The following is a 13546-nucleotide window of genomic DNA, read 5'->3' as shown; positions in this document are numbered from 1 at the left end:
AAACCCAAAAAAGGGTCATTCTTCCCAAATTAAGGGCTATTATCCCTTTTTTTTGTAACGTTATTTTTAGGCCCCTAGGTTTGTGTCAGTCAAAACACAAACACTCATTCAGTATGAAAGCCCTAACGTATCGTGCAGCAATCAGCAACACCCTTTTTCCATTGTTTTTTCTCCTATCATTACTCCTTTGTTATTCGCCACTACATGCCCAAACCGCCGAAAAAGACACCACCGTTGAACGGTTGAAAATAAGGACCTCTTTTGCAAAATCATATTTTGGAATTGATGCTTTTTCCACCACAGGAGGCTCAACCCAATACGCCGTACAAGGCGGATTAAATTCAGTGGATTTTGGCGGAACCACCTCCCCCCGCATCTTACTTGGCGGTACCCACTTCTGGGGATATGCAGATTTTTACATCGCGATTCCCGTCGCAAAACTGGGAAATCGAGTTCCCGAAGAACTTCAAAATATCTCCTATACCGAAGGGGTAGAAACGGGCTTTCGGGTATTTCCGATGCCAATACAAGAAGGGAAATTGCGCCCTTTTGTAGGAATGTCGCTCAAAGGCATAAGTTTTGCCCAAATTTCCAACGAGCCAAATAAAACGTACAAAACAGTTCCTTCGGTCGCAAAAATCAAATTTCCCTTTCAGGCAGGCTTGGTCTATGCGCGCCCCAAAGTGCTGTTTCAGGCAGGAATCAACTATCAGAAAAACACCGATTATCAATACCCCATTTCCCGTACGGCATACGGTAACCTAAAACTATCGCCCTGGTCATTCAATATTGGGATGAGTTATTGGATTAATACAAACGGGGGGTTGGCTTCAAAAGGCGGCGAGCGCTACATGAAAACAGGAGTACGTAAATTAAGTGCCAAAAATCGGTTGAATTGCTGGTACTTCGGCATTGGCCCTTCAAGCTCCTTTGAACTCAGCAAATCTGAATACGTCAAAGCAAAATACCCGTTTTTGAAACAATCAAGCCCCGGAACGCTGATGCCCGACATCGCGGCTGGTAGATATATTCACAAAGCCGATATGAACGTGGGAGTATCTTACCGTAAACTGCGTTATGGCTCAAATGGGTACGATGTTAAACTAAACTACGAGCGCCGTTCATATACCTTCGAAATGTATAAATTTTTGGGCGACTACCACGGTTTTGTCCCCTACGTAGGCCCAACGCTCGCCTACGAAGCGTTAGCCTTTACCGATACCGACGGCGGCAATGTTCAAACTTTTAAAGCAAAAAAATTGGCCCTTGGCGTCATTTTCGGCTGGGATATTCGGATTACCCGGGCCGAAACTTGGCTTTTACGTACCAATCTGCGCTATACCCCAAACCTACATTTAAAAGCAGAGGATAAAAAAGTAATGTTTGACCAATTGGAGTTCAATTTCATTCAGTTCGTGTGGTTTGTGGGTAGAAACAAAGCACTGAAAGGATAAATTCTCCTCAACAAAACTGACATTGAACTACCCGCGAAAAGAATCATTCATACGATTTTGGCACATTATTAAACCGTTTATTTCAGAAGCGTTCTTTATAAATCTACCAATTCTTGTGAATTAGTAGTATATTGGAGTAAATACTCGGAATTGATGCTTGAAGAACTATTTGATATGGCGCAAAGAAATTTACCTAAGATACATTTTGACCTACACATCATCCGACACGAGCGCTTTCAAAAAGAAGCAATAAAGGTTGTGTGCACCGTAAATGACTTTTCAGCCTCCCGAATTATCCGTAAAACGTACGAAAACCCCTTCAGTATCAGTACCGCTTGGTTTATTAATGAAAGAAGAGTAAATCCTCACTATTCAACAATCCTTGAGAATATCTACGAAGCGCAAGTCAAAGGTATCGGTATCCTAGTCTATTGATGGCAAATTTATTTCCCTTTAGGGATATTGAAAGTCTTTTCTCATCAGAACCAATTGAGAATCACAAAAAGCTCACACGAGCAATACACCTCAATTTTATAACAAAATAGTTATAATAAATCTTTAAATTATTTTAACGAAAAAATAGACACAAAAAAATACATCCCATTTTAATTGACATATTGCGCTTTTAGGGATATTTGACATACATTTATGTATTAATTTACCCTACCCAATCTAAATATTGCTTTTTATGGATACTATTCATTATTTCGCAAGCTCACGAGATGAGCAGGATTATGGCTTATATTCCGAAATTGACAATGACTATTTTCTACAACTTAAAGCCGAGCAAGCCCTCGTAGAAGCCATGAATTGGCATGGAGGAAAGATTGCAAAATACCGATTTGAAGTAAATGTCCTCCCCAAATCTTCCAAGCTGGGAATAAACAACGGAAGAATCTGGAAGCTCCGAATTTGGGAGGGCGAAAAAGGGATGGCCAAAGGCAGTGTTGCCAATTATGACCGAGAATGGCAACTCCTGCCTTCAAAAGAGTTAGAGCCTCATATTAAGCGGATTTTAAAATTATACAATTAGCATTTTCAAAAAAGCCGCTCTCACAGCGGCTTTTTTGAAAATGGGCGTTTCTGGCAAATGGTTACAATTCAAAAGTTTCTTCCTGCTCATCAAAAAACAAATAATTCAGAAACTCACAATACGGCTTGATGAGGCGACAGCCCTTAACAACCTCAGTGGCGAAACCCGGCGAGGTAACCTCCGCATCGGAATATTTATGCATAAAAAATAATTGCTTCCGTTTCAACAGAGCAATGTCTGGGTGGTCGTCGGGGTATCCTTTAGGGGAACGCTGAAGGGATTCCCCCCAAATTTCGGGGAAATAATCGCGGAATTCGGGGGCTTCAATGATACTTTTCAGGCTTTGGGGATTAAAGTCAATTTCTTGCCGAAATTTGGCCAAATGCTTAGGCGTGGGTGCCCACATTCCCGCCCCTAAAAAGGATTCTCCGGGCTGGATATGCAGGTAAAAATCGGTACGGCCCGAATGACGCCCACCTGGCCCGATGGCCGCGCTAAACCATTGTTTATAAGGCGATTTATCCTTGGAAAAACGAATATCGCGATTGATACGAAAAATACAGTCCTTTACTTCGGTATTGGGCAATGATTCAAACTCACTCACCCCTTTCAGCACAGCGGCCACCAACTGTTCAAGGTCTTTTTTTGAGGTTTCATAACGTTTACGGTTTTCAGCAAACCAATCACGGTTGTTGTTTTCGGCTAAGTCTTTTAAAAAATGTAAGGTTGACTGCGTCAGCATAAGATTTCGTATTTTGGCTTAAAAATAGCAATTTTGCACCGCTTCGAAGGAAGAAGTACTGTAAACTACAAAAAATGTCACGAATTTTAACGGGTATTCAAAGCAGCGGCAAACCGCACCTTGGCAATATTTTGGGCGCCATTTTGCCCGCCATTCAACTTTCCGAACAAACTGGGAATGAGTCATTTTTGTTCATTGCCGATTTGCATTCCTTAACCACCCTCAAAGATGCCAACACCCTCAAGGACAATATCCGGGCCGTGGCAGCGGCGTGGTTGGCGTGCGGGCTAGATACACAAAAAGTGGTTTTTTATCGCCAATCGCGGGTGGCCGCCTACCATACCGAACTAACTTGGTACTTGTCGTGCATTACGCCTTACCCCATGCTGGCCAATGCCCACTCGTTCAAAGACAAGGCAGACCGGTTGGCGGATGTCAACGCGGGTCTGTTTGTGTACCCTGTCTTGATGGCTGCCGATATATTGTTGTACGACGCCCATTTTGTGCCCGTTGGAAAAGACCAAAAGCAGCACCTCGAAATGACCCGCGACATGGCCGAAAACTTCAATCGTACCTACGGCGAAACTTTCGTGGTGCCCGAAGCCCGCATTGATGAGCGAATGATGGTGATACCCGGCATCGACGGCCAAAAAATGAGTAAATCGTACGGGAATTACATCGATATTTTCTTGCCCGAAAAAGAATTACAAAAAATAACCAAGAAAATCATTTCGGATTCTACGCCACTAGAGGCTCCCAAAGACCCCGAAAACGATATTACTTTCAAGCTTTTTTCGCTCATTGCCAATGAATCTGACATTGAAACAATGCGTCAGAATTATCTCAAAGGCGGCTACGGCTACGGACACGCCAAACAGGCTTTGTTTGAAGCACTAAACAGTCGCTTTGGGAAAGAGCGTGAGCTTTTCAATTATTATTACCACGAAAACCCCGACGCTTTGGAGCAAAAATTGCAGGAAGGCGAGGAAAAAGCCCGCGCCGTTGCGGCAAAAAAAATAGCTGATGTTCGCCAGAAAATTGGTTTATCTTAACACACGCTAACCCAGCTTCCCACAAACAGAAGAGGGACCTACATGCTCCATCAAATTCAGGAAATCGACACTCGTATATTTTTAGCGCTCAATGGGTTACATACCCCTTGGGCAGATACAATTATGTATTGGGTAACGCAACGAAACACGTGGATTCCCCTGTACGCTGTGCTGATTGTCTGGCTCATTTGGAGGTATAATCAACGGGCAGCGGGGATGATTGGCGCACTGATTCTTACCATTGTTATTGCCGACCAAACGGCCTCGGGCCTGCTCAAGCCTTTTTTTGAACGTCTGAGGCCATGCCATGTTTTGTATTTACAAGATAGACTGCATTTAGTCGTAGAAGATTGCGGAGGCAGGTATGGGTTTGCCTCCTCCCACGCTGCCAATAGCTTTGGGCTGGCAATGGCGCTGTATTTACTGGTAGGAAAAAAGTACCCTTGGACCACTTGGTTCTTCTTTCCTTGGGCAGTGGCCGTCTCTTACAGCCGTATTTACGTAGGGGTTCATTATCCATTTGATGTAGCAGTTGGGGCATGCATTGGAGCAGCGGCGGCATGGATTGCCGTCAAAATTGTTGAAAGAATCCTCAGGTTACGAAAGAAACCCGCCTAAGATTCTTCAAAAAACATCCCAAACATGAATTCTGTAAAAGAAAAATCCGTACCTTTGCGCAAATTTTTTCAGGGCATGGCCTCATTTAATCCAATAAAAATATTCTCCGGTTCGCAGTCAAATTACTTGGCAGAAAAAGTTGCCCGTCATTATGGGAGAGACTTAGGCGGCTATAGTTTACGCAAATTCAGTGACGGTGAAATGTCTCCCAGCTTCGAAGAATCCATTCGAGGATGCGACGTTTACTTGATTCAATCAACCTTTAATTCTTCCGAAAATTTCATGGAATTATTGTTGATGATCGACGCCGCCAAACGGGCATCTGCTCACCAAATCACGGCGGTTATTCCTTATTTCGGATACGCTCGTCAAGACCGCAAAGACAAACCAAGGGTACCGATTGCCGCCAAATTGGTCGCAAATTTGCTCACCGCCGCAGGGGCCGAGCAAATCATGACGCTTGATTTGCACGCGGGTGCCATTCAGGGATTTTTTGACATTCCAGTGGTACACCTAGAAGGTACAAGCGTGTTTGTACCTTACATCAAGAGTCTGGAACTAGACAATCTGGTGGTGGCTTCTCCCGACGTGGGTGGTGCCGCCCGCGCCCGAAACTTTGCGAAGTTTTTCAACGCCGACATTATCCTTTGCGACAAATACCGCAAAAGAGCCAACGAAGTAGCCTCAATGCAGGTAATCGGTGACGTAAAAGACGCCAACGTGGTCTTCATTGATGATTTGATTGATACAGGAGGCACCATTTGCAAAGCCGCCGAGCTCGTTATGAGCAAAGGAGCCAAGTCGGTACGTGCCATTTGTACCCACCCAGTGATGTCAGGCCCCGCCCACGAACGTATTCGTACGTCGATGTTGGAAGAACTGATTGTGACGGATACCATTCCGTTGCGCGAAGAAAATGAAAAAATTAAGGTATTGTCGGTGTCAGAATTATTTGCCAAAGCCATCGGCCGTATCCGTGACCACGAATCTATTAGTTCATTGTTTATAAATCCTGCCTAGCAGGGGTTAATGAGTGATTCATTAGCTATTTTCAAACTATTTTAAATACAAAAATTATGAAAAGTACAGAGATTGTAGGGTTTAAAAGAGCGAATCTCGGCAAGAAAGAAGCACGCGAACTACGCCTTCAGGCAATGGTTCCATGTGTATTGTACGGTGGAGCGGAACAAGTGCATTTTGCGGCACCTATGTACCTCTTCCGTGAACTTCTTTTCTCTCCTAACGTTTACAAAGTGACGTTAAACATCGAAGGTGAAATTCATTACGGAATTTTGCAGGATGTACAGTATCACCCAGTGAGTGACATCATCCTTCACGCCGACTTTTTGGCCATTGACGATGAAAAAGAAATCAAAATTGAAGTACCTGTCCGTTTTACAGGAACTGCCATTGGGGTAACCAAAGGGGGTAAATTGGTACAGAAATTGCGTAAAATCAAAGTAATCGGGTTGGCAAAAAACATCCCTGATTTCGTTGACGTACCCGTAGGTGATCTTGATTTAGGAAAATCAGTAAAAGTAGGTCACTTAAAAGTAGAAGGGTTTAAAATCGTAAACAATGCTTCGCTACCAATCGCGGGTGTTGAAATCCCACGTGCATTGCGCGGTACGTTGAAGTAAGCTTTCCCCATAAAATGGCTAATAGACAAGAAGCCCCGCAAATTGCGGGGCTTCTCTTTTATATACCAGAATTTTAGGCTACAAATTAGGCCGTTACGGGCAACTGAGCTTTCAATTTGTCTTCCAATACTACTTGTGGTACTGCGCCTACTACGCGGTCTACTACCTCTCCATTTTTGAAAAACAACAAAGTTGGAATGCTACGAATACCAAATTTCATGGCTGTTTCGGGGTTCATATCCACATCTACTTTTCCGATAACTGCCTGTCCTTCATAAGCTTCTGCGAGTTTTTCTACTACAGGCCCAACCATGCGGCAAGGTCCGCACCATTCTGCCCAAAAATCTACCAAAACTGGTTTATCTGAACCTGCGACCAAGTCGCCAAAGTTTGCGTCTGTAATTTCGACTGCCTTTCCCATTTTATTATTGATGACCGGGTCGCCGGTACGATTAGTGAATGATTGTATTTAGTGAAGAAACCATTTTGCCCCCGGCAAAAGTTCCCAAACTTTAAAATCGACAATCTTCCTAAAGAGCCTAATGGGGTTCGGGATGCTCAATAGAAAGCGATGCAGATTCCGCACTTAACCGTGCCCCGCGCGCCTGCAACGCCTTGGCGTAGGCATTGTAAACAAACCCCACAATATTGCCGTCGTTAAACGGAAAAAGTAATGAACTATTTTTGTATTGAAGGGCATTGACAAACAACACACAGGTAAGATTATTGGGAAATTTGACCCATATCGTACGAAGCCCACGTCCAGCAGGAGTAAGCACTTCGTACCACCAACCATCATGATAAACCATCGTACCAAGGTTTGAGGTGGCTTTATAACAACCTAAGTTCTTCACTATCAGAGAGTCCGCCAAGGCGGGTGTAAGCACTTCATTGGCCCCCGACGACAAGGCCGATGCGTAGATTTTACCCGCTTCGGTCGCGGTCAGATACATGCCATAGGCGCCAAGTACGGGTCCGAAACTACCCGGATTCCAGCCTCTTTGGCCAGTAGTAAGGGGAAAGTTGTATGTGTACGTGGGATTATTGGCGGGAAAAGACGCGATGGCATTTTGAACTCCCGCTTTTTCAAAAATTTCCTGCTGTAAAAAAGCCAAATAGCGCTGTTGGGTTTGGGTATCGTCGGTGGCGTCATTGCCTGTAAAAGCATAGCCCAAAATACGGGGAATTAATATCCTAAACAGCCCAAAATTAGCATTTTGGTAGCAGTAATTTCCCCGCGAAGTTACCCCCAATGCCATCAAACTTTTTAGACCAGTGTATATATTTTCGCCGTAAGCGCCGTTCAGACACGAACCACCAAGGCCCCTTATTCCGCTTTTATGGGTTAATAAATCACCAAAAGTAATTTTATCAATCCCCGCTCCTAGCTTCCAGGAAGCAGGTAAATAGGGTGCAATTAAATCGCTGGTTTTCAGACCTTTTTGGGAAGCCGCTTTCAAAAAAGCCATTGCCGTAATCGTCTTGGTCATGCTGGCAATGTGCAGCTTTGTATCGGGTGTAAAGTCCTTTTGCCCTTCGGGGTCTGCCGTGCGGGATTGAAACCCACCGCTTCCTTCAGCCTTCAATTCCGTTCCCTCATAAATCGTAAAAGCGTAGCCCACTCCCCTATTTTGAAGCGTATCTTCCAGTTTTTGGGCAAACAAATCGGCTAAAGTTGCCGTCAGTGGTTCAGGCTCAGTCTCGCGGCAACTGTACACGCCAAGCGTTATCGTCACCACGACAAAGCAGAGTGATTGAAAAAGCGTTCTTGTTTTTTTTACGTTGTTGTTTTTCATAGATTTTTACAATCCTACCGTTGATTTTATCTCTCTTATTAATTCTTCCGTGGGCAAATGCGCATCCAACCAATGTATGACCAAACCATCCCGCTCCATTTTTCTAAAAAAAGTCATCTGACGTTTGGCAAATTGGTGAATCGCTACGTTTAATCGCTCAACCATCGTACCATAATCTAACAAACCGAGGAGATATTGGGTAATAAATTTATATTCCAATCCGTAATAAATCAATTGCTCGGCCGAAATACCCCGTTTTAACAGCTCCTGAACTTCATCAATCATTCCATTTTGCAATCGTTCGTGTAGGCGTCGGGTAATGCGGGCGCGCCGCTCCTCTATGGGCAGCGAAAGCCCAAATAAATGATAATCAGGAAGAGTTCCCTTCGTATTGGATGAAGAAGGAAAAGGATGATGGGTGAGAAAAACCGCAATTTCGATGGCTCGAATGAGGCGCTTTCGGGTGGACGTATCGGCCAAATGGGCGTACTCTGAAGGGGTATTTTTAAAATATTCCCGCAATTCTTCGTCCGACAACCGCTGAAGTTTTTCGCGAAACTCTTCATCAATGGGTATCGCCGTAAACTGATGTTCTTTCAACACCGCTTCGATGTACAACCCTGTTCCACCACAAATAATTGGCAATCTATTTCTAGCCTCAATCTCAGCGATGACTTCGTAACAATCCTGTTGAAAACGGTGAACATTGTACATTTCTCCCGCCTCTAGCACGTCTATCAAATGGTGCGGTATCTGTTGATTATGAACCACATACTCCTTCAAATCCTTTCCTGTTCCGATGTCCATCCCTTCATAAACCTGACGCGAATCAGCACTGATAATTTCCCCGTCCAACGCATACGCCAACTGCGTTGCCAAGTGGGTTTTGCCGCAGGCCGTGGGTCCGAGAATGACAATGATTGGCTTCATTTTGGATTCTTTAGGAGGTCAAGCAAATACTTTATGTTGCCCGAATTATAAACTTTTACGGCATTTTCAAGCTTACTTTCGGGCGTTGTGTATTCCCGCTCAAAGGTTTCAGGATTAACCAAAAACGCCTGAGGGGGTGTTGTTCCAAGCCGTTCAAAACCCAGTCGTTCGTAGCTTTGTCCGTTGGACCAATCGCGGTCGGCGTAGGTCATGATGTCGTCGGGATGCACTTCTTTGATAAACGCTTTTAACAATTTATCCAGCCCACCCACAACCGTCGCATCCAATACATTGGCAAAACGAATCAATTCAAACGAACGGTATGTTTGTGCGTTTCTAGGGATATTTTTTCCGCCACTAAAAGACGCCACCGCAACAAGAAGTGAAGATGGTTCAGGCCTGAGAAGTGAAAATTCAGGTTTTTTAGTCCATTTTTCCAATACCCTGAAATAACGTTGTGGCAAAAAAAGGCCGTACTTATACTTCGCCGTGGTCGAAACCTGCAAATGATTGATTTTTAGAAAGGCATCCAACGTCGGCTTGTCGATTCGGCGCACTTCCGTCAAGCGGGCGGGGATTCGATAGGAAAGTCCAAATAATGACCTCAATCTTGACTGCACAACTTCATTTTTTACCCGCCACACATCTTCCCAAATATGAACCACTTTTATGCCCATGGCCGCCCACGCATCAGATACGCTTACGCAGGTATCTGGCAAAATTTTCGTTAACCCTTTATTGAAGGGAATGCAGTGAATGATAAGGCGTTGCTTGGAGAAAAAAAAGTAAGGAAAGGGCATTTCAATCGAAACTGGCGGTGCTTCTATCTCCGCCAAAGTACGTAGAAAATCGGCTATTTCACGGATAAACGGCGGGGTTGATTCCAAAGGAAGTTGGTTAATTTTTCAAGAACATACGTTAGATAAAACGTTCTTCAACTTTTTATAATAAGTTGATATTTTTATCCCAAAATCAGCCCTATAAATCGGTCAAAACATATCGGGATTAATGACAAAAATAACATGGTTTCGGATAAGTGGCTTGAAAATAAAACAATTATTATCATCGGTGGAACCACTGGGTTGGGATTATCGGCGGCAAAAGCATTTGTAGCGCAGGGCGCCAACGTAGTGGTGGTTGGAAGAAACCCCGATAGCTGCGCCGAGGCCGAAAAAATCTTGGGAACCGCAAGAGCAACGGTACTTCAGGGCGACGCCACTCACCCACTTACGGCCGACAATGCCATTCAAAAAGGAATTCAAACCTACGGTGGCTTCGATGGATTGTACCACATAGCAGGCGGCAGCGGGCGCAAATATGGCGATGGGCCATTGCACGAGCTGTCGTTGGAAGGTTGGAACAAAACATTTGAACTGAACCTCACGTCGTTAATGCTTTCCAATCAGGCGGCTATCCGTCAGTTTTTAAAACAAAATACTGGGGGCAGTATCCTTAACATGGGCTCGGTACTGGGCTACTCCCCTTCTCCCAAATACTTTGTCACGCACGCTTACGCAGCCACTAAGTCGGCCATTATTGGGTTTTCTCAATCCATTGCGGCCTATTACGCCCAAAACAACATTCGCATCAATGTATTGGCCCCAGCTTTGGTCGAAACGCCTATGAGTCAGCGCGCGTCCAAAGATGAGGTCATCCTCAATTTTGTTAAAACAAAACAACCATTGGACGGTGGTCGCAACGGACAACCCGCTGATTTAGACGGAGCTGCGGTGTATTTCATGTCCGATTATTCAACATTTACCACGGGACAAATTTTATCGGTCGACGGCGGCTGGTCCCTTTCTGAAGGACAATATTGACTATGTACATCATCGGAATAGATCTTGGTGGAACCAACGTAAAAGGAATCATCATTGACGAAAAAGGGACCGTTTTGAAACAACATTACGTGGCAACGCACGACAATGGCGACACCACTTGGCGCGTAAATGTCTTAGAAATGGTGCTTTACCTCAAAAATTGGTTGCAAGAACCAGTCGCAGCCATCGGAATGTCGGCCCCCGGCCTGCCTGACGAACAGAATCAATGTATTGCTTTTTTGCCCAATCGTCTGAACGGGCTGGAAAATTTTGTTTGGAGCAATTACTTGGGTGAAACCAGTTACATCCTTAACGACGCCCATTCGGCATTGATGGCTGAAGCCACCTTTGGCGTGGCGAAAGGGCATAAAAATGTCGTTTTATTGACCCTCGGCACGGGAATCGGCGGCGGCCTACTCATCAACGGACAATTGTATCAAGGACTTAGTCAAATGGCCGGACATTTGGGGCACTTGTCGCTCAATGCCACCGACGACGAAGTCAGCATTGTAGGAATGCCCGGCAGTTTGGAATATGCCATCGGCAATTATTCCGTTGCCAAACGCTCCAAAGGGCGTTTTGAATCGACATGGGAGCTGGTAGAAGCCTACCGAAAAGGAGACGCATGGGCTACGCTAGTTTGGCTTTCATCCCTCCAAAAATTAGCCGTGGCACTTAGCTCGTTGGTCAATGCTTTTTCGCCCGAATTGATTGTCCTAGCAGGAGGAATCACTTTTGCCGACGATGCCCTTTTTGAACCCCTTAAACAATTCATGGACTTTTATGAATGGCGGCCCGGTGGGAAGAAAACGCCCATCGTTCAGGCCGAGTTTGGCGACATGGCAGGGGCCATCGGAGCCGCAGGTTTTGCCATGTCAAAAATCAAAAACACCTTGTAAATCAGCAGGAAGAGACAAAATTTTCGTCTCTACAAAAACAATCGTATATGTCAGTAATACAAGACTTTATCAATAAATCGCGGGGTATTTTAGATACCATTGAAGCGCAGCAACCGCAAATTGAGCAGGCCGCGCAATGGTTCGCGGCTTCTATTTTGGCGGGGCGAATGGTCCATGTTTTTGGCAGCGGACACAGCCGAATTATGGTAGAAGAAATGTGGCCTCGCTACGGTTCATTTGCTGGATTTAACCCCATTGTTGAGCTATCCCTTACGTTTCATAATCTCGTCGTTGGAGCAAACGGACAGCGGCAAGCCATGTTTTTGGAGAATGTACCCGGATTTGCCGAGCGCATATTACGCAATTTTGACCTTTCTGACACCGATACCGCCTTGGTTATTTCCTCTTCGGGCACCAACATTGTTCCCGTAGAAATGGCCGAAATTTTTCAACAGCGTGGCATCAAAGTCGTGGCGTTGGTGACTAGTCTACATTCAGCGGCGAGTACTTCCAAACGCGCCGACGGCAAGAAATTGACTGATTTTGCCGATTTGGTTCTCGACACGGGCGCACCCGCTGGCGATGCCATGGTTTACGTGCCCAACCTCGATACGCCCGTTGCCCCAGGCAGTACCGTGGGCGGAGCCACGCTCATCAACTGCTTGAAAGCAGAAACCGCCCGCCTCTTGACCGAAGCGGGGCAGCCGCCAAAAGTACTCAGCGCCGCCGCCGTGGTAGGCACCCAGCGGGCGGTAGAGCTTTTTGAAGGGGCTTATGACGAGCACGCTCACCGCATTGCGAAAATGTACGAGAAAGTAGGAATCCCTAGCTATATCTCTGAAAATAAAATAGTTAAATAGTATTTTTATTCAACCAATGTTAACCATACGCTCGGCCGAAATAAATGACCAAGATGCCGTTTGGGAAATTATAGAACCTGTCATTCGGGCGGGCGATACCTACATGTACGCGCCAGATTCTTCCAAAGAAAAAATGATGGGCATCTGGTTTGACCCCGAAAAGTACACCTACGTAGGCGAGAAAAAAGGTCAAATTGTAGGTACTTTTTTTCTAAAAGCCAATCAGCCCGACTTAGGAAATCACGTAGTAAATGCGGGGTATATGGTTCATCCAGCGTATCGCGGACAGGGCATTGCGGAGCAGTTGTGCCGTTTTTCGTTGGGCGAAGCCCGAAGACTCGGGTTCAGAGCCATGCAGTTCAATTGTGTTATTTCCACCAATACCGTTGCCGTCCGCCTTTGGCAAAAATGTGGCTTTGAAATCATTGGAACATTGCCCAAAGCCTTTCAACACAAGGAATTAGGATTGACCGACGCGTACGTAATGTACCAATGGCTAGAGTAGCAATATTGAATGGCAGTATAAAAATTTTGGGGGTTTAAAGGGTCGGGTTGTGAGCAACCCTCCGCACGGGACTTTTACATTTTTCAGTTCAACAAAACCTCCGCACCAAAACTTTTACATTTTTTGCAGGGCCGCCTGTACGGTTTGAAATTCACCACTTTTCGGTTTAAATTTTTACATTTTCGGTTCAACAACGC

At 45.1% G+C, this 13546-nt stretch carries 16 protein-coding genes; 11 read left to right on the top strand and 5 right to left on the bottom strand.

What is annotated here, in order from left to right:
• The first annotated feature begins 113 nt into the window (after positions 1-113).
• The 3 genes from NCI00_RS06230 to NCI00_RS06220 all read left to right on the top strand — a co-directional run bounded on the left by NCI00_RS06230 (position 114) and on the right by NCI00_RS06220 (position 2487).
• The gene (locus tag NCI00_RS06230) at positions 114-1454 is read left to right on the top strand and encodes a hypothetical protein (protein WP_253526107.1); all 1341 of its coding nucleotides are present in this window, start codon (positions 114-116) and stop codon (positions 1452-1454) included.
• 153 nt (positions 1455-1607) lie between these two features.
• Positions 1608-1889: a hypothetical protein gene (locus tag NCI00_RS06225; RefSeq protein ID WP_253526106.1), complete on the top strand. Its 282-nt coding sequence runs from the start codon at positions 1608-1610 to the stop codon at positions 1887-1889.
• A gap of 253 nt (positions 1890-2142) precedes the next feature.
• Positions 2143-2487, top strand: coding sequence for a DUF7678 domain-containing protein (locus tag NCI00_RS06220; protein ID WP_253526105.1), 345 nt, complete (start codon positions 2143-2145; stop codon positions 2485-2487).
• A 61-nt stretch (positions 2488-2548) separates the two neighbouring features.
• Here NCI00_RS06220 and NCI00_RS06215 read toward each other — a convergent pair whose 3' ends face one another.
• Positions 2549-3229, bottom strand: coding sequence for a DUF2461 domain-containing protein (locus NCI00_RS06215; protein WP_253526104.1), 681 nt, complete (start codon positions 3227-3229; stop codon positions 2549-2551).
• Between the two features lie 74 nt (positions 3230-3303).
• Between NCI00_RS06215 and trpS the strand changes: the two genes are divergently transcribed.
• From trpS to NCI00_RS06195, 4 genes are all read left to right on the top strand, one after another.
• Entirely contained in the window at positions 3304-4281 is a 978-nt protein-coding gene (gene trpS, locus NCI00_RS06210) for a tryptophan--tRNA ligase (RefSeq protein WP_253526103.1), read from the top strand.
• 42 nt (positions 4282-4323) lie between these two features.
• Positions 4324-4899 carry a phosphatase PAP2 family protein gene (locus NCI00_RS06205; protein WP_253526102.1) on the top strand — a complete coding sequence of 192 codons (576 nt, stop codon included), beginning with the start codon at positions 4324-4326 and terminating at the stop codon, positions 4897-4899.
• A 75-nt stretch (positions 4900-4974) separates the two neighbouring features.
• A complete protein-coding gene (locus tag NCI00_RS06200) occupies positions 4975-5919 on the top strand; it encodes a ribose-phosphate pyrophosphokinase (protein ID WP_114462363.1) in 945 nt (314 codons plus the stop codon).
• Positions 5920-5975: 56 nt separating this feature from the next.
• The gene (locus NCI00_RS06195; protein WP_253526101.1) at positions 5976-6539 is read left to right on the top strand and encodes a 50S ribosomal protein L25/general stress protein Ctc; all 564 of its coding nucleotides are present in this window, start codon (positions 5976-5978) and stop codon (positions 6537-6539) included.
• An 85-nt stretch (positions 6540-6624) separates the two neighbouring features.
• Here NCI00_RS06195 and trxA read toward each other — a convergent pair whose 3' ends face one another.
• From trxA to NCI00_RS06175, 4 genes are all read right to left on the bottom strand, one after another.
• Positions 6625-6960 carry a thioredoxin gene (gene trxA / locus NCI00_RS06190; protein WP_114065843.1) on the bottom strand — a complete coding sequence of 112 codons (336 nt, stop codon included), beginning with the start codon at positions 6958-6960 and terminating at the stop codon, positions 6625-6627.
• 118 nt (positions 6961-7078) lie between these two features.
• A complete protein-coding gene (locus tag NCI00_RS06185; RefSeq protein ID WP_253526100.1) occupies positions 7079-8335 on the bottom strand; it encodes a serine hydrolase domain-containing protein in 1257 nt (418 codons plus the stop codon).
• A gap of 6 nt (positions 8336-8341) precedes the next feature.
• Positions 8342-9265, bottom strand: coding sequence for a tRNA (adenosine(37)-N6)-dimethylallyltransferase MiaA (gene miaA / locus NCI00_RS06180; protein WP_253526098.1), 924 nt, complete (start codon positions 9263-9265; stop codon positions 8342-8344).
• Complete coding sequence (locus tag NCI00_RS06175; protein ID WP_253526096.1) at positions 9262-10152, bottom strand: hypothetical protein; 891 nt, start codon at positions 10150-10152, stop codon at positions 9262-9264. Before NCI00_RS06175 ends, miaA begins: the two co-directional genes overlap by 4 nt.
• A 135-nt stretch (positions 10153-10287) precedes the next feature.
• Here NCI00_RS06175 and NCI00_RS06170 point away from each other — a divergent pair, with 135 nt between their 5' ends.
• From NCI00_RS06170 to NCI00_RS06155, 4 genes are read left to right on the top strand one after another with little or no spacing between them, the layout of a single operon-like run.
• A complete protein-coding gene (locus tag NCI00_RS06170) occupies positions 10288-11085 on the top strand; it encodes an SDR family NAD(P)-dependent oxidoreductase (RefSeq protein WP_253526094.1) in 798 nt (265 codons plus the stop codon).
• Between the two features lie 2 nt (positions 11086-11087).
• The gene (locus tag NCI00_RS06165; protein WP_253526092.1) at positions 11088-11984 is read left to right on the top strand and encodes an ROK family protein; all 897 of its coding nucleotides are present in this window, start codon (positions 11088-11090) and stop codon (positions 11982-11984) included.
• 47 nt (positions 11985-12031) lie between these two features.
• Positions 12032-12844 carry a sugar isomerase domain-containing protein gene (locus tag NCI00_RS06160; RefSeq protein WP_253526091.1) on the top strand — a complete coding sequence of 271 codons (813 nt, stop codon included), beginning with the start codon at positions 12032-12034 and terminating at the stop codon, positions 12842-12844.
• 16 nt (positions 12845-12860) lie between these two features.
• Positions 12861-13349 (top strand): GNAT family N-acetyltransferase, encoded by a 489-nt coding sequence (locus NCI00_RS06155; RefSeq protein WP_253526090.1) that lies wholly within the window; start codon positions 12861-12863, stop codon positions 13347-13349.
• Positions 13350-13546 lie beyond the last annotated feature (197 nt).

This window comes from Runella salmonicolor, assembly GCF_024158025.1.
GTDB classification, from domain to species: domain Bacteria; phylum Bacteroidota; class Bacteroidia; order Cytophagales; family Spirosomataceae; genus Runella; species Runella salmonicolor.
Note: the sequence above shows the minus strand (reverse complement) of the source record. Positions and strands in the feature narration are given on the sequence as shown.